General features: G+C 61.1%; 15 protein-coding genes. 4 read left to right on the top strand and 11 right to left on the bottom strand.

Annotated features, from left to right (window positions below):
• Positions 1 to 148 precede the first annotated feature (148 nt).
• Positions 149 to 697 carry a DUF2058 domain-containing protein gene (locus tag B1781_RS00285; protein ID WP_078117783.1) on the top strand — a complete coding sequence of 183 codons (549 nt, stop codon included), beginning with the start codon at positions 149 to 151 and terminating at the stop codon, positions 695 to 697.
• Between the two features lie 49 nt (positions 698 to 746).
• Here the strand turns inward: B1781_RS00285 and modA are convergent, their stop codons facing one another.
• From modA to gpmI, 11 genes are all read right to left on the bottom strand, one after another.
• The gene (gene modA / locus B1781_RS00280) at positions 747 to 1,496 is read right to left on the bottom strand and encodes a molybdate ABC transporter substrate-binding protein (protein WP_078117782.1); all 750 of its coding nucleotides are present in this window, start codon (positions 1,494 to 1,496) and stop codon (positions 747 to 749) included.
• 200 nt (positions 1,497 to 1,696) lie between these two features.
• Positions 1,697 to 2,467, bottom strand: a complete 771-nt coding sequence (locus B1781_RS00275) for a type IV pili methyl-accepting chemotaxis transducer N-terminal domain-containing protein (RefSeq protein ID WP_078117781.1) — start codon at positions 2,465 to 2,467, stop codon at positions 1,697 to 1,699.
• Positions 2,468 to 2,610: 143 nt separating this feature from the next.
• Complete coding sequence (locus B1781_RS00270; protein ID WP_078117780.1) at positions 2,611 to 3,975, bottom strand: TRAP transporter large permease; 1,365 nt, start codon at positions 3,973 to 3,975, stop codon at positions 2,611 to 2,613.
• Positions 3,965 to 5,146 carry a TRAP transporter small permease subunit gene (locus tag B1781_RS00265; protein ID WP_078117779.1) on the bottom strand — a complete coding sequence of 394 codons (1,182 nt, stop codon included), beginning with the start codon at positions 5,144 to 5,146 and terminating at the stop codon, positions 3,965 to 3,967. The genes B1781_RS00270 and B1781_RS00265 overlap by 11 nt, the downstream gene beginning before the upstream one ends.
• Positions 5,147 to 5,528: 382 nt before the next feature.
• Positions 5,529 to 6,677 (bottom strand): TRAP transporter substrate-binding protein DctP, encoded by a 1,149-nt coding sequence (gene dctP, locus B1781_RS00260; RefSeq protein WP_078117778.1) that lies wholly within the window; start codon positions 6,675 to 6,677, stop codon positions 5,529 to 5,531.
• A 251-nt stretch (positions 6,678 to 6,928) separates the two neighbouring features.
• Positions 6,929 to 8,239 (bottom strand): hypothetical protein, encoded by a 1,311-nt coding sequence (locus B1781_RS00255; protein ID WP_078117777.1) that lies wholly within the window; start codon positions 8,237 to 8,239, stop codon positions 6,929 to 6,931.
• Between the two features lie 44 nt (positions 8,240 to 8,283).
• Positions 8,284 to 8,835: a DJ-1 family glyoxalase III gene (locus B1781_RS00250; RefSeq protein WP_078117776.1), complete on the bottom strand. Its 552-nt coding sequence runs from the start codon at positions 8,833 to 8,835 to the stop codon at positions 8,284 to 8,286.
• Entirely contained in the window at positions 8,781 to 9,572 is a 792-nt protein-coding gene (locus B1781_RS00245; RefSeq protein ID WP_078117775.1) for a divergent polysaccharide deacetylase family protein, read from the bottom strand. The genes B1781_RS00250 and B1781_RS00245 overlap by 55 nt, the downstream gene beginning before the upstream one ends.
• Before the next feature lie 16 nt (positions 9,573 to 9,588).
• Positions 9,589 to 10,902 (bottom strand): S41 family peptidase, encoded by a 1,314-nt coding sequence (locus tag B1781_RS00240; RefSeq protein ID WP_078117774.1) that lies wholly within the window; start codon positions 10,900 to 10,902, stop codon positions 9,589 to 9,591.
• Positions 10,903 to 10,940: 38 nt separating this feature from the next.
• Positions 10,941 to 12,101 carry a murein hydrolase activator EnvC family protein gene (locus tag B1781_RS00235; protein ID WP_164513188.1) on the bottom strand — a complete coding sequence of 387 codons (1,161 nt, stop codon included), beginning with the start codon at positions 12,099 to 12,101 and terminating at the stop codon, positions 10,941 to 10,943.
• Positions 12,102 to 12,178: 77 nt separating this feature from the next.
• Positions 12,179 to 13,729, bottom strand: a complete 1,551-nt coding sequence (gene gpmI / locus B1781_RS00230) for a 2,3-bisphosphoglycerate-independent phosphoglycerate mutase (RefSeq protein WP_078117773.1) — start codon at positions 13,727 to 13,729, stop codon at positions 12,179 to 12,181.
• A gap of 327 nt (positions 13,730 to 14,056) precedes the next feature.
• Here gpmI and B1781_RS00225 point away from each other — a divergent pair, with 327 nt between their 5' ends.
• The 3 genes from B1781_RS00225 (at position 14,057) to secB (ending at position 15,427) form a co-directional block, all read left to right on the top strand.
• Positions 14,057 to 14,392 carry an ArsR/SmtB family transcription factor gene (locus B1781_RS00225; RefSeq protein WP_078117772.1) on the top strand — a complete coding sequence of 112 codons (336 nt, stop codon included), beginning with the start codon at positions 14,057 to 14,059 and terminating at the stop codon, positions 14,390 to 14,392.
• 120 nt (positions 14,393 to 14,512) lie between these two features.
• Positions 14,513 to 14,935, top strand: a complete 423-nt coding sequence (locus B1781_RS00220) for a rhodanese-like domain-containing protein (protein WP_078117771.1) — start codon at positions 14,513 to 14,515, stop codon at positions 14,933 to 14,935.
• 21 nt (positions 14,936 to 14,956) lie between these two features.
• Positions 14,957 to 15,427 carry a protein-export chaperone SecB gene (secB, locus tag B1781_RS00215; RefSeq protein ID WP_078117770.1) on the top strand — a complete coding sequence of 157 codons (471 nt, stop codon included), beginning with the start codon at positions 14,957 to 14,959 and terminating at the stop codon, positions 15,425 to 15,427.
• Position 15,428: the final 1 nt, after the last annotated feature.

Below are 15,428 nucleotides of genomic sequence, written 5' to 3'. Positions count from 1 at the left end.
GACGAATCGCTGCATCAGAAGCGTTCAGCGCCAATTTGTGTTTTTTGCCATGAAATTGTCCCCTTGTTCGACCGATAATCACGGCAGACACCGCTATCGGTGGAAAGTCCGGCACGGCGATATTGCCCGTTAACGTGGAGGGCGGACTTTGGGTAACTCACTGCAAGACGAATTGTTGAAAGCCGGCTTGATCGATCAGACCAAGATCGACCAGGCAAAAAAACAGCAAAAGAAGAATCGCACCCAACAGCCCAAGGCCAAGCGCAAGGCTGCGAAATCGAAGCCGGTTGATCCCGCCGTCGAGAAAGCGCGCGCCGAAAAGGCCGCGCGCGACCGTGAACTCAACAAGCAGCGTGACGAGGTGCGCCGCCAACGCGAGGTGGCGGCCGAGGTGCGCCAGTTGGTCCGCGGTCACAAGCACCCGCGCAGCGAGAAAGACGACGACGTGCCGTTCCACTTCGAGAACAAAGGCAAGATCAAGCGCATCTTCGTCTCAGCGGACACCCACAAGCTGATCAGCGACGGCAAACTCAAAATCGTCAACGACAATGGGGTATTCGAACTGGTGCCGCCCGCGATCGCAGAAAAGATCCGCGAACGCAATTCGAGCCTGGTGATCGATCTGCCCGAAGACAAACCGGCAGATGGCGATGATCCCTATGCCGACTATCAGGTGCCCGACGATCTGATGTGGTAACGCTGTTTCCCGAATTGCGGCGCCGGCCGCAACAGGGTTTCGATTCAGCTCATTCCAGACCGTACCCGTAGCGCTCGATGATGGCGCGCGCCTCGTCGCCTTTGAGGTAATCGAGCAGCGCCGCCGCGGCGGGCTGATCCGTTCCCTTCGCCAATAGCACCGCATCCTGGCGGATCGGGTCATACATTTCTTGCGGCACGATCCAACGTGAACCGCCGTCGCTCAACACCACCTGGGCCAGGGCGACGAAGCCGAGTTCGGTGTTGCCGGTGGCAGCGAACTGGTGGGTTTGTGCAATCGAATCGCCGCGCACGAGCTTGGGGCGGACTGCCTTGGCAATGCCGAGCGAATCCAACACCTGCATGGCCGCCACACCGTAGGGTGCGGTCTTCGGATTGGCGATGGCCAGCCGTTTGAAGCCTCCGTTCTTCAACACGTCGGCCGTGTCGCCGATCAGATCTTCCTGTTTGCTCCAAAGCACGAGTTTGCCGTTGGCATAGGTGAACTGACCGCTGGCCTTGCCCGCCTCGACCAGCTTTCGCGGCCTCTCCTGGTCGGCAGCGAGAAACACGCCGAACGGCGCGCCGTGAAGGATCTGCGCGTAGAGCTTGCCGGTCGAGCCGAAGCTCAACACGGCCTTGTGGCCGGTCGCTTTCTCGAAACCGGCGGCGACCTCTTTCATCGCTGCGGTGAAATTTGCGGCAACCGCCACATTCACTTGGTCGCCGGATGCGGTCGCGCCGATCATCAGCGCAGCCCATGCAACGGCCGAGCGCAACAACCTCTGAGCATTCCTCATCTGTACAACTCCATACACCAACCTCGCAGACGGCCGGTCGACGACAGCCGTATCCGCATCAAAGTGTCAGCCACCAACCAAGCACTTTTCAGGCCGCTTTGTGAACCCGTTGTTTCATCGAGGATTCCCTACTGAAGATCGAGGCCACCACCGGCCCGAGATGTCGGCATTGCGACAAGTTTGTGCACGCCGAGAGGCTGTCAGTGCAGATTGGCGTACATCGCTGTGACGTCGTTCATCTGCGCCATGATCTTATCCATTGAGCGAACAACCAGCGAGGGCACACGCGTGTTGTACTTCTTGCTGTAGTTGCTGATGTTGAAGATCTTCCAGTTCTTATCCACCTGGGAAAGGGCGTCGGTGATCTCCGCCGTGTTGATCTTGGCACCGTGCAGTTGAATCAAGGCGGTGCTGAACTCATCGACCGCGCCTTGGTATTGCTGTTGCACCAACGCGGCGTCCATACCCCATGTCTCCAACAGATAGAGCTTGGCGATGCGCTGCGACAACATCCGTTGGCGCCCGGCAAGGTTGACCATGCCACCGGCCTGGGTGCCGGCCCGTTTTTCGAGCAACAGCACGAACTGGTGAGACTCTTGCAACAGCAGTTCGGCGAGATCGTTGACCTGTCCGATACGGCTGGCGTCGGGCGCGTTCAGCAATTCAGTGCGAAGCTCGCTCCACAGCAGCCGGGTCTTGTCGATCTGCTCGTTCTCTTCACTGGTTTCGGCGACCTTCGACAGCTCTTTGAGCTGTTTGTCGAAGCGGGTCAACGCCGCATTCAGCTCACCGCGCGCCCCCGGGTTGAGGTCCATGCCCAACAACGCGTAGGCCTTGACCATGCGCTGGGTCAGCATGCGCTGACTGCCGGCCTTGTCGATCGCCGGTCCGAGGCTCGACGCTGCCGAAGCCCCGCCACACAGGGTTAATAGAAGGATCACAAAGAGCGAATAGTATTTGGTATTGTTCATTGTTATCTGAATCGTGAACGCTTATCAGTCGTATTGGAAAACGGATCGCGATACTAGCGCCCAAGACAAGCCGCGCTAAATGACACACGTCAATTGCCTTAAGGATTCAGGAAGTTTGTTACTGCAGTTGAATCGCCGGGCTCCTAACCGTAGACCTGCCGCGGCAACCACAGAACGATCTCGGGGAAGATGATGCACAGCGCCAGCCCGACGGCCTGAAGAAACAGGAACGGCAGTGAGGAGCGATAGATCTGCGCCATTGTCACGCCGGGCGGCGCAACACTCTTCAGGTAGAACAGGGCATAGCCGAAAGGCGGACTGATGAACGACATCTGCATGTTCACCATGTAGACAACGCCGAACCACAAGGCGAGCTCTTCCGGCGCCACCCCGGGCAGGCCGAACACGCCATCGAACGACAGGGTCTTCATCAGCGGCACGAAGATCGGCACGGCGAGCAGCAGGATACCGACCCAGTCGAGGAACATACCGAGGATGACCAGGATCACCATCATCAAGGTCAGGATGCCGTACGGCCCCAGGCCGGTGCCGATGATGGTTTCGTTGACGAACTGCTGACCGCCGTTGACCACGTAGAAACCGACGAACAGGGTCGCGCCGAAGATGATCCACAACACCATGCCGGTAACCCTAAGCGTAGTCAGCGCGGCAGCGCGCGTATTTTCCCACGACAGGCGACGGTGCATCGCCGCAACCACGATCGCACCGAAGGTGCCGACACCGGCGGCCTCGACCGGCGTTGCGATGCCGGCAAAGATGATGCCGAGCACCAAGGTGACCAGTGCAATCGGTGCCATCATGTTCTTCAGCAGGCGCAGCTTTTCGCGCGTATCGACGCGTTCCTCGGGCGGCAGCGCCGGACCCGCTTCGGGCTTGAAGAAGGTCACGATCAGCACATACAGGATATACATGCCCGACAGGATCAGGCCGGGCACGACCGCGCCGATGAACAGCTCGCCAACCGACTGCTGCGCAACCACGGCGAACAGGATGGCGAGGATGGATGGCGGGATCAGGATGCCGAGCGTGCCGCCGGCCAGGATCGAGCCGCAGGCGATCGTCGGGTGATAGTTGCGTGCCACCATCGCCGGCAAGGCGATCATGCCCATCGTGACCTCGGTGGCCCCGATCACACCGCACATCGCGGCCAGCAAGGTTGACGCGATGATGGTCGCGACCGCCAGGCCGCCGCGCAAGCCGCCGAGCAGCTTGTACACCATGTCGTACAGCTCTTCGATGATGCCGGCACGTTCCAGCATGGAGGCCATGAAAATGAACAGCGGGATCGCCGATAACTGGTAATCGGTCATCAACGGGAAGATGCGCGACGGCAGGATGTTGAGCATCTGCGCGTCGCCGAACAGGAACAGGAACACGCAGGCCAGGCCGCCGGTAACGAAGCTCAGCGGCAGGCCGGCCATCAACAGGATGGCGAGCGAGCCGAACATCAGTACGGTCAGCCACAGGATGTCGATTTCAAGCCCCACAGTGCGACTCCGGTGGCAGATGACGCAGGCCGCGATAGGCGGCGACGTCGTTGAACAGGCGGACGATGCCCTGCAGCAGCAATAGCACGGCCCCCAGCGGCAGGGCGAACTTCACCGGGTAGTACTGAATACCCCATTCGGTGAAGGACACCTCCTGCGCCGACCAGGCATCGTGGAAGAAGATCCAGCCGGTCACCAGCAGGGTCACCGTGAAGATAAAGAAGAACACCGACGTGATCAGATCGGCCAGCGCCTTGCCGCGCTCGCTCAGATGCGTGTACAGCACATCGACCCGCACATGCGCGTTCTCCCGCAGGCAGAAGCCGCCGGCGATCAGGTACTGCATGCCGAACATCAGGAACATCGCCTCGTGTGCCCAGTTGGTCGGCGAGTTGAACACGTAGCGTGCGACGACCTCGTAGTAATAGGCGAATACCGCGATCAACGACCAGTAGGCGACGAACTCCCCCGCCTTTGCGTTGAACCAATCGACATAGCGCTCGTACCAGGGCAGCGACTTGTCCAACGTGAACTCAGGCACCGTCTCGGCGCACGGCAGCGCTATGCCCTCTTCGCGGGGAACGTGTTCGCGCGCGTTGCAACGCGCGACCAACCTGGGAATCAGCAAGGCGTCGATCAACATCAACAGCACGATGGCCGCCCCGGCCGCCATCGCGAGATTGCTCCAGTAGGCGGCGTGCTCCTGCGCTGCAGTGTTCTCGGCCTGTGCCGTCACCAAGCGCTGTTTGGCCTCGACGAGTTTCGACTCGGCGTCTTCGAGACGCGTGCGATTACGTTCGCTGTCGCTGCGTTGCAGGCGCTTCTGCGCCTTCTCTACGTTGCGCTCACCGCGACTGATTCGGCTCTCCGCCAGCTTGACCGCGTTGGCGCCTGCTGACACCTCGTCACGCACGAGCCGTGCCTCGACGTTGATCAACAGAACGCCCACCAGCAGCGCCAAGAACACCGCCGCGATCGGGCTTTTCACGTACAGGCGGTGAATACCGAGGAAGCCACCGGTCGCCCAGAAAAAATAGGCAAGCCCGGTCGATACCGGCTGATCACTCTGCCTGTGGCGCGAACGCCGATACAGCCAAGCGGCAAACAGCGGAAACAACAGCAAGGTTGCCCAATAGAGCCAGTGCGGCAGAACAAAACTGATTTCAGGCATGCGCGTTAACCTGCATGTTGCACCCGTATTCGAAGGCGCCGCGAGTTCCGCCACCGTTGTGACACCACGTCGCTGCGTACACGAAAGCCGCGGCGCTCACTTGAGCGACCGATCTGCTGTGAGCCGATGGCAACAGGCGAACGCCGGACCGAAGGGCGCGGCACACGTATGTACCGCGTCGCACCTTGGCCTGGCGAACGAGTAACAGCGGAGATTCGAATACAACGACACCCGATACACAATGTGCTGTCTGACAAGCTGCCGGTTTCAACCGAAATTCCCAAGCACCCAAGCGGCTGCTCAGCCAGTGTCCTTCAACCCGTTCAAGCAGCAGAGCCATCTAGAGCGCGGGCACCCTCACGGATGCCCGCTCTCGCGGTGGTCAGACGTTCAGCGAATGACCCTCTACCATGTCCGGCGTCACGTAGCCCAGCGAGCCCGACATCATGTAGTCGAGCTGAATCTTGAACACGCGTGCCGCATCCGGATCCTTGTTGGCCCACTTGAACCACAGCGGTACCGCCAGTTCGGTGAACGCGTCGACATCGTCCTGCGTCAGGCGCGTGACCTCGGTGCCGGCCTCGGTGAACTTGGCCCAGGCCTCCTGGTCGGCCTTCTGGATCGCCGCATGATGCAGGTCGGAATAGACATGCACCTCCATCTCGACAAACTGCTTCATGCTGTCGGACAGGGCGTTCCACGACTTCTTACCGACCGTCAGGTCCATCAGGTCGACCGGTTGGTAGATCGACATGAACCCGGGCGGGCCCATCGAGATGTACTTGGTCACCTGGTGGAAGCCCAGGGCATAGTTGATCGCCGGGCCGACATAGTCAGCCACATCGATGGTGCCTTTTTCGAGCGCCGGGAAGATCTCCGAACCGGGCAACAACGTGGTCTTGGCACCGGCCGCCTGAAACAGCTCGGCGACCATGCCGCCGGGCAGACGCATCTTGCGGCCGCGGAAGTCGTCAATCGAGCGGATCGGTACCTTCGAGTGAATGATGTTCGGACCATGGTGAATCGGACCGACGTAGTGCATATCGAACTTGGCGAACAATTCACGCGCCAGTTCGAGGCCGCCGAGGGCGTAATAGAAAACATCCCACTCGTGCGGATAACGCAGGCCCATGGGGTAGGACGTGAGGAACACCGACGCCGGCATGCGACCGGCCCAGTAGATCGTGAACGGGTTCATCGCGTCGAGTACGCCGTTCTTCACTGCGTCGAACAGCTGAAACTCGCCAACCACGTCTTTCGCGCCGAACGGCTGGAAGGCGAGCTCGCCGCCGGTTTTCTCGATGATGCTGTTACACCACGCCTTGAAGGTGTCGAGGCCGATACCACCCGGCCACGAGGTCTGCACTTTCCAGGTAGTGGTTTGGGCGGCCTTGGCGTCGCGAATCCAGGGTGCGCCCAGAATGGCCGCGCCCCCCGCTGCAGCCACGGAGGATTTAAGAAAACGTCGGCGCTCTGGATCTTGGGTTTGCTTTTCGGGAGCGGCCAAGGGCTGCTCTGTCTTGTCAGACATCGGGTTCTCCTTACGCTCTGGTGGTCCCGGCGGGACTCTTTATCAGTGTTATAAGCGGGCGATTAAGACAGGAGGACCGGGCGACCTCTGCTGTCCGGCAAGGCCTGTTAACACTACTCGGACTGAACAGCGTCAATCGGCCCCAACAAGCCCTCAAGTAAACATAGCAGCTAGGAAAAACCCTGGGGGACCCAAGCGGGGTTGCCGGGGAGCAGAGCGTTCCCCGGCGTTGTCACATCGTGAAAACCGGATTATTGAACCGGCTTAACCTCGCGCTGAACCAGCGCCTGCGCGGTCACGATATCGGCTAACGGCACGTACACGGTGTACTTGCCGCCGTGCAGCGTTTGTTCGACTTCGGCGAGCGCATTGCGCACGCCTTTGAGTTTGCCCTCGCGCATGGGTTGTCCACGCGGCTTGAGCTGAACCTGGTGGTCGATGAATTCTCCAAGACGGGCCACCGGGACGTTCTCGTATTCACGTCGCACCAGAATACGGCGCGGCTGTTCGGCCGGCTTCGCTGCGGCCGGCGCTCCACCCGGCTGCTGCATGCCGAACAAAGCACTCAGCTGCTGGTTGTCGGGCTGTACCCAGGTGAAGCTGGTGTCGCCGACCGGTTTGCCGTTCAGGCGCATGTCGACCGACAAGGTTCTCACCAACTGTTCCGGTGGCAGAAACGCGAGACTCAGCACGCCAACCGGCTGTTTCGGCGACGCCTTGACCTCGACCTCGCCCCAGTCGTTATAGAAGGTACGCAGTGCGCGCTTCAGGCCGTCGCCAAGCGTCAGCCCGGCCAACTGCAGGCGCTGCTCATCGATGTCGGCGAGCATCGCGCTCCATTCCTGCACCGTCTTTCCGGTACCGGCTGCGCAGGTCTTGAGCGCACGGTGGCCGAACTGCGGCAGCACCGTGGTAGCGACCGTAAAACCGCCGAGATTGAAGGCCGGCGGTGCACCGTTCGACAAGGTCTGCACGTCGACGTCGGTGAACGTGGCCGACACCTGGAATGACTGCACATCGTGCAGTTCCGAACTGATACTCACATCCAGGGTACGCTGCGCCTCGTTCAGCGTGTAGTTCACGTCCATGTCCATGTTCATCTCGTCGAATCCCATGGCGCCCAACAGGCGGGCGTTGATATCCAGGCCGCCGGCACACAGCGAGGACTGCTCGTCACCCTCGACAGCCATAGCCGGGATCGCCGGCTGGTCGAGCATGCTGCCTTCGGCCAACGACATCGGCACGTGCATACCCATAATCTGGAACGACACGCTGTCCGGCAGCTTCTTCTCACCGGGCAGCCATTCGGCCGTCTTGATAAACGCCAGCGGATCGCTGCTGGAGATGCGCACCGCATCCACCGTGATGCTTTCCGACTCGCCATAAGGCGACGCCGTGATGCCCTTGTAGGTGACCCCACCGGTCAGGTCCGTACTGATATCGGTATAGCGAACCTCGGCGTGCGGACGCGCCGCTTCAACGAAGTCATCGGCGGCCTGTTTGGCATTGAAGTACATGACGCCCTTGGCGACACCATAGACCGCTGCCGGAACCAGCAGCACAGCCAAAATTTTCCCTGGACGAAAAGCCATTGCTCAAAAAAACCTCATGTGCGCATCAAAGGGGCTTCAACTTCCTGACGTTTGTCGGCACCAAGCAGCCTTTCTATAAGGGTAAGTGCAAAATCCATCGCCGTTCCCGGGCCGCGCGAGGTCACCACGCGGCCGTCGACCACGACCGGATCCGACAGCAATCTGGCCTTGTCGGTAACCATCCCGTCGATCACCCCGGGGTATGCCGTGGCGTTTCGACCGTCGAGCAGCCCGGCGTTGAGCAGCACCTTCGGCGCCGCACAGATCGCCGCGGTGTAACGATCGTTTTCGGCCATGCGCTGCAGCAGGGCATGGATTCTGGGGTCTTCATCGAGGTAGTTGGCTCCGGGTAGACCACCGGGCAGGGCGATCATGTCGAAATCGTCATCGATGACCGCATCGAGCGTGGTATCGGGCACCAGGACCACGCCGCGGCTGGCCTTGACCGGGCCGTCGCCGAGACCGGCGACCACCACCTCGATGCCCGCGCGGCGCAGCAGATCAATGATGGTTACCGCTTCGAGTTCTTCGCAACCGTTTGCAAGGGGGACGAGGACGCGTGCCATAGTTGTTCGCTCCGTGGTTCGACCAGTTCGGAGACGGGAACCAGCTCGATGCCGTAATCGGCGAGCCTCGGCAGCATCTCCTTCAGGACCTTGATGGTTTCAGGATAGGGATGACCGATCCCGATCGCCGTACCGTTGCGGCGCGCCTCGCGGATCAGCTGGCGCATCTGGCCGCGGATGTAATCGGCATTGCGCTGGTTATCGAGGAACACATCGCGTTCGGCGTTCGCCAGGCCCTCTTCGCGCGCCAGGTCTCGCGCCACGGTACGCACATCGGTGCGGCTGTCGACAAAGTAGTAGCTGCCGAGACTTTTGAGATCCTGCATCAGCCAGCGCATCGCTCCCGGGTGACGCGTCAGCAGGCTGCCCATGTGATTGTTCACGCCCGCTGCGTAGGGCACGGCATCGAGGTTGGCTTTGACCTTGCGGGCAAAGCCCTCGCGGGTCATATCCATGTGCAGGCCGCCCGGGCCCATCAGGCGACCGTCTGCGGTCTGCATCGGCAGGTGCAGCATGACTTCCTTGCCGTCGCGGTGGGCGCGCTCGGCCAGTTCGCGGCTGTGAGCCAGGTCAGGCAGCACCGCACAGGTCAGGGCGCCGGGCAGATCGACCGCCTTGCGGCCGAGCGAGAGGCTGTTGCCGAGATCGTCGATGATGATGGCGACGCGCGCGATCGGCTCCGCCTGCACAACAACGGCCAGCAGGCACAGGGCCAGGCCGCAGATCAGCCGGCGCATTGCCCCGCCCTCGCCATCAGGCCTTGTTCGGCCGAAGTATGGCAAGTCCCTTCAGCAGGTTGAGTGCTTCGCTGAGCATGTAGTCGTTCTCGGCCTCTTCGTCTTCGCTCTTGGGTTTCGGCTGGGCGGGTTTCTCGACCTCGCCATCCTCTTCCGGATTGACCAGGTGCCGCGCCAGGTCGGCTTCCTTGAGTTTAGGCGCTTGTTCTTCGCCGCGTGTCAGGCGCACATTGCCGAGCTTGATGTCCGGCACGATGCCTTCGGCCTGGATCGACCGGCCGTTGGGCGTGAAATAGCGTGCGGTGGTCAGCTTGACCGCAGTGCGCTCGTTGACCGGCACGATGGTCTGCACCGAACCCTTGCCGAAGGTCTGCTGGCCCATGATCACCGCGCGCTGGTGATCCTGCAGCGCACCGGCGACGATCTCGGAGGCCGACGCCGACCCCCCGTTGACCAGCACGACGATCGGCGCGCCATCGAGCACGTCGTCCGGTGCGGCCTTGAACTTGAGCTGCGAATCGCGGATCCGGCCCTCGGTGTAGACGATGGTGCCGTCGGTCAGAAAGGCATCGCTGATCGCCACGGCGGCGTTCAATACCCCGCCCGGGTTGTTGCGCAGGTCGAGAATCAGGCCTTTGAGCGAACCACCGGCCTCGCGCTTGAGCTTGCCGATACCGTTCAACATGTCTTCGGGCGTGCGCGCCTGGAACTGCGAGATGCGCACATAGCCGTAGCCCTTGTCGATCAGGCGCTGCTTGACGCTGACGGTTTTGATCACGTCACGCACGACCGTGATCTCCAGCGGTTTGTCCGCGCCTTCGCGCACGATGGTCAGGGTCAGTTCGGTGCCGGGTTTGCCGCGCATCATCTTGACCGCTTCATCCAGCGTCATGCCCTTCACCGGCTTTTCGTCGAGCCGGATGATGATGTCGCCCGCCTGAACCCCGGCGCGCTTTGCCGGCGTGTCGTCGATCGGCGAAATGACCTTGACGAAGCCGTTCTCCATACCGACCTCGATCCCCAGGCCGCCGAACTCGCCGCTGGTGCCGACCCGCAGGTCGCGATAGTCGTCTTCGTTGAGATAGGCCGAGTGTGGATCGAGTCCGCTGAGCATGCCTTCGATGGCGAAGTTCAACAGTTTGCGATCGTCGACCGGTTCGACGTAGTCGTTTTTGATCCGCCCGAACACCTCGGCGAATATCCGCAGTTCGTCGAGCGGCAGATCGCTGCTCGGCTTGGTTTCTTCAGCCAGCGCGCCGAACGGGGTGACGAGCATCCCGGTTGCGACGATCAATCCGGCAGCCAGCGCTGCGGGCAAACTTTGCTTCATAACGTCCTCAATCTGCCGCACCACCCTGCGGATGCGGTTCAACCCACCTTATTGCCGGTGGCGCGCCGGCACCATTTGGCCGGATTCACCGGTTTCCCTTCATGCCGGATACCAAAGTACACACCAGAGCGCTCGCGGCCGCCACTGCTGCCGACCAGGGCAATCGGTTCGTTGACGTCGACCCAGTCGCCGGCCTCTTTGAACAGACTCTGGTTGTGCCCATAAAGTGTCATGTAGCCGTCGCCGTGATCGACGATCAACAATAGACCGAATCCACGCAGCCAATCGGCAAAGGCGACCCTGCCGTGATGCACTGCACGCACTTCGCGCCCTTCGGGCGCTGAGATCATAACACCGTCCCACTGCAGGTTTCCGAGCTTCGGCGCGCCGAACCGCTTGACGATGCTACCGCTGGCGGGCCACGGCAGCTTGCCGCGCAGACCGGAGAAACGCGTTTGTTGGGGATGTTCTGCCGGGATGTCGGCCAGGGCGCGCTCCAGGCCGTCGATCAGGGTCTTGAGCTGCTGTTCGTCGGACTGCAGGCGGTCGAGGTTTTTGCTCTGGTCGCTCAGTTCCAGCGTCAGGCGCTCGACGATCGCCCGCCGCTGGGCCTGCGAGCCGCGCAATGCCAGCAATTCCGTTTCCTGCTCGCCGCGCAAACGCTCGAGCTTGGCCTCTTCAGTGGCGATCTCGTGTTCGGTCTCCGCGAGCTGCGCCATGTGTTCGTGAATCACGCGCATCTTCTGCACCCGCGCGCGGCTCAGGTAGTCGTAGTACACCATCATTCGACTGACGGTGGCCGGGTCCTGTTGGTTCAGGAGAATCTTCAGTCGCTCTTGTCGACCCATCGCATAAGCGGCCCGGACCTGGCGTGCGAGCACCCGGCGCTGCTGCTGCAATGCCTTGGTCTGGGCCGCCTGTTCGATACGCAGACCGTCGAGCCGGTCGCGCTGTCGCTCGAGCCGGCCGTCGAGCACGCGCACCTTGCGCGCCAGCCGGCCGATCTGCTGTTCGGCGTTCTGCAATGCCTCCGAGGCCTCGGTTTTTTCGCCGGTCTTGGCCTGCATCTGTTCGCGCAGGTCGGCGATGCGTTCGCGCAGGGCCTTGAGCTTGGCGCGCTGTTCCGCAGAATCGGACGCCGCCGAGGCGATGCCCGGCAGCAAAGCGAACAACACGAGAAACAGCAAAGCGCGCGGCATGGGTGGCAATTTGTACCTACCGGTAAGACACGCCGGCAGCATAGCAATAAGCGATCGCAAACCGCGAGATAACGCGATCAGGCCGCGTCGGCGTCAGCCATCTGCAACAACGAGCGGCCAGTCATCTCGGCCGGTTGCGGCAGCCCCATGATCTGCAGCAGGGTCGGTGCGATGTCGCACAGGGCGCCGTGCTCCATCAGGCCGGCGGCGGCCTTGCCGACATAGATCAGCGGTACCGGGTTGAGCGTGTGCGCGGTGTGCGGCTGGTCGGCCTTGGGGTCGAGCATCTGCTCGGCGTTGCCGTGATCGGCGGTGATCAGCATCTCGCCACCGACCTTCTCAACGGCTTCAGCCACTCGTCCGACGCAGGCGTCGAGCACCTCGATGGCCTTCACGGCAGCATCGAAGTTGCCGGTATGGCCGACCATGTCGCCGTTCGCATAGTTACAGATGATGGTGTCGTAGCGGTCACTTTCGATCGCCGCGACGAGCTTGTCGGTAACCTCGTAGGCGCTCATCTCCGGCTGAAGGTCGTAGGTGGCGACCTGCGGCGACGGCACCAGGATGCGATCTTCGCCTTCGTTGGGAGCCTCGACACCACCATTGAAGAAGAAGGTGACGTGCGCATATTTTTCGGTCTCGGCGATGCGCAGCTGCAGCAGGCCGAGTTTGGCGATGTACTCACCGAAGGTATCTTCGAGACGCTCCGGCGGATAAGCGACCGGGATATCGAAATCCTTGCTGTATTCGGTCAGCGATACGAACGCCGCAAGTTGCGGCACGCGCGCGCGCTCGAAGCCATCGAAATCCGGCTCGATGAAGGCACGGGTGATCTGGCGTGCCCGGTCGGAGCGGTAGTTCATATTGATGATGACGTCGCCATCGGCCACCTTTACCGGCTCGCCGATGCATGACGCTTTAACGAACTCGTCCGTCTCACCCCGTTCGTAGGCCGCCAGCAGGGCCTGCACGGCGGTGTCTGCACAGTATTCGGCCTTGCCGTCGGTGATCAGGTCGTAGGCGCGCTTGATACGGTCCCAACGATGGTCGCGGTCCATCGCAAAATAGCGACCGACGATGGTTGCGATACGACCGCAACCAATCTCCGCAAGCACGGCATCCATGGCCTCGAGCGATGGCTGAGCACTCTTCGGCGGCATGTCGCGGCCGTCGAGAAACGCGTGGATGTAGATGCGTTCAACACCGCGCTCGGCGGCCAGTTTGGTCATCGCATGGATGTGTTCTTCGTGGCTGTGCACGCCGCCCGGCGACAACAGACCAAGGATGTGCACCGCCGTTCCGGCTTGGGCGGCCTGGTCGACCGCGTCGGTCAGGGTACGGTTGGTGAAGAACGAGCCGGTGCGGATCGAGCGACTGATGCGGGTGAATTCCTGGTACACCACCCGCCCGGCCCCCAGGTTGAGGTGGCCGACTTCGGAGTTGCCCATCTGCCCTCCGGGCAGTCCGACGGCCGAACCCGAGGTGCGGATTTCGGTGTGTGGGTACTCGTTCCACAGACGGTCCCAGTTCGGTTTGCCGGCTGCGTTGATCGCGTTGTGGTCGGTATTGTCACTTAGACCCCATCCATCGAGGATCAGCAGTACCGCAGGACGCACCTTGCTACTCATATTTGTGCTTCGCTCGGCTGGATCGCCTGTCCGGCAGACGACAGCCAAATAACCCTATGAAAAGTATAAAAAATTCGACACCGCCCAGAGGCACGGACATGCCGTTGGCGGCGCATGCTATTGAACCATTTTAGCCCCGAGCCTGCTACCCGAAGCGCATATAACCCCACAGCCATAAGTGAAAATTAGGCTTAAATTCAAGAAAAATGCTCGCCCTTGGTGCCGATTTCCTGTTCCAATAGCTGTCTATTATTAGATTAGAGGCTAGTAAATAGCCCATTGATGGAGGATATTTCGGTGCACCTGTATGAGAGTTCCACTGGTTCTATGCACGACGACGATCTAGACACAGAAAACGAACTGTCACTTCTCGAAGGCGACGAAGACATCGACCGCGCTTCGCGTTCCCTCAAAGCCATGTCACATCCGCTGCGACTCAAAATCCTGTGCACCCTCGGTGACGAGGAAGTCAGCGTGCAGGATATCGTCGACCATGTGGGGACATCGCAGAGCAACATCTCGCAGCACCTTGCCATATTGCGTGATAAGGGTATCCTCACGTCCCGCAAAGACGCCAACCGCGTGTTCTATCGGGTCAGCGACAACCGCACGCTGCGCCTGATCGGCATGATGCGCGAAGTGTTCTGTACGCACGAGCACTAAGCCGCTCGCTGCGGCCGACCACCGGCGTCTACATTAAATTTTGAGCGAACGGGCAGGCAGCCGCCTCCCGTTTCGTCGTTTGTAGCGCCGGCAATCGCTGACCGGCGGTGGCGAGGCAACATGGAACAACTCTTGGAATTCGCCGGCAACCACACCTTGCTGGTTGGGGCATTTCTGGCGGTGTTGGCGGCGCTGGCCTGGAATCTGATCACCGATCCCGGCGGCAAGAACGCCGTTGACCCGCTCGGCGCGACCGCGCTGATCAATCACGAAGATGCCGTGGTGCTCGACGTACGTTCGATGGCCGAGTTCAAAGATGGCCATATCGTCAACGCGATCAATGTCCCGCTGAACGGCCTGAACAACGGTCTCAAACAGCTCGAAAAACATCGCAACAAACCGATCGTGGCAGTGTGCCGCTCGGGCTCGCGCTCCGGTGCGGCCTGCAGCATGCTGCGTAAGCACGGCTTCGAAAACGTGAAAAATTTGCGTGGTGGAATGATGGCCTGGGAAAACGCCAATCTGCCGGTGAAACGCAAATAACCGGTTCCGCAGGAGATAACAGTGAGCGACGAACAACAAGCCCAACGCCAATTCCTGGTACAACGCATCTACACCAAGGACATTTCTTTCGAAGCACCGCACTCGCCGGCGATCTTCCAGGAGAACTGGACCCCGGAGATCAGCGTCGGCCTCAACAGCAAGGTCAACGAGATCGCCCCCGGCAGCCTGGAGCTGGTACTCAAGGTAACCGTCGAGGCGAAACACCAGGACAAAACGGTGTTCCTGGTCGAGGTCGCACAGGCCGGTCTGTTCCTGGTGCAGGGCTTCGCCGCCGAAGAACTCGACGCCCTGATGGGTATCGCCGCACCCAACGTGCTGTTCCCCTATGCGCGCGAACTGGTCTCCGACCTGGTCACCCGCGGTACCTTCCCGCAATTCGTGCTGCAGCCGGTGAACTTCGAGGCGATGTACGCTCAGAAGCGCCAGGCGCAGGCCGCCCAGACCAGCGAAAAAACCGAAAACGCCCATTGAG

Source organism: Thiosocius teredinicola, from assembly GCF_002009425.1.
Taxonomy (GTDB): Bacteria; Pseudomonadota; Gammaproteobacteria; order Chromatiales; family Chromatiaceae; genus Thiosocius; species Thiosocius teredinicola.
The sequence above is the reverse complement of the archived record's forward strand: the minus strand, read 5'-3'. Positions and strand labels throughout refer to the sequence as shown.

What these genes read in the sequence shown, in the direction of transcription:
- B1781_RS00245 (WP_078117775.1), bottom strand. Translation starts at nt 9,572, where the DNA reads ATGCGCCGGCTGATCTGCGGCCTGGCCCTGTGCCTGCTGGCCGTTGTT.
- B1781_RS00275 (WP_078117781.1), bottom strand. Translation starts at nt 2,467, where the DNA reads ATGAACAATACCAAATACTATTCGCTCTTTGTGATCCTTCTATTAACC.
- B1781_RS00240 (WP_078117774.1), bottom strand. Translation starts at nt 10,902, where the DNA reads ATGAAGCAAAGTTTGCCCGCAGCGCTGGCTGCCGGATTGATCGTCGCA.
- B1781_RS00235 (WP_164513188.1), bottom strand. Translation starts at nt 12,101, where the DNA reads ATGCCGCGCGCTTTGCTGTTTCTCGTGTTGTTCGCTTTGCTGCCGGGC.
- B1781_RS00250 (WP_078117776.1), bottom strand. Translation starts at nt 8,835, where the DNA reads ATGGCACGCGTCCTCGTCCCCCTTGCAAACGGTTGCGAAGAACTCGAA.
- dctP (WP_078117778.1), bottom strand. Translation starts at nt 6,677, where the DNA reads ATGTCTGACAAGACAGAGCAGCCCTTGGCCGCTCCCGAAAAGCAAACC.
- B1781_RS00225 (WP_078117772.1), top strand. Translation starts at nt 14,057, where the DNA reads ATGCACGACGACGATCTAGACACAGAAAACGAACTGTCACTTCTCGAA.
- modA (WP_078117782.1), bottom strand. Translation starts at nt 1,496, where the DNA reads ATGAGGAATGCTCAGAGGTTGTTGCGCTCGGCCGTTGCATGGGCTGCG.
- gpmI (WP_078117773.1), bottom strand. Translation starts at nt 13,729, where the DNA reads ATGAGTAGCAAGGTGCGTCCTGCGGTACTGCTGATCCTCGATGGATGG.
- B1781_RS00265 (WP_078117779.1), bottom strand. Translation starts at nt 5,146, where the DNA reads ATGCCTGAAATCAGTTTTGTTCTGCCGCACTGGCTCTATTGGGCAACC.
- B1781_RS00220 (WP_078117771.1), top strand. Translation starts at nt 14,513, where the DNA reads ATGGAACAACTCTTGGAATTCGCCGGCAACCACACCTTGCTGGTTGGG.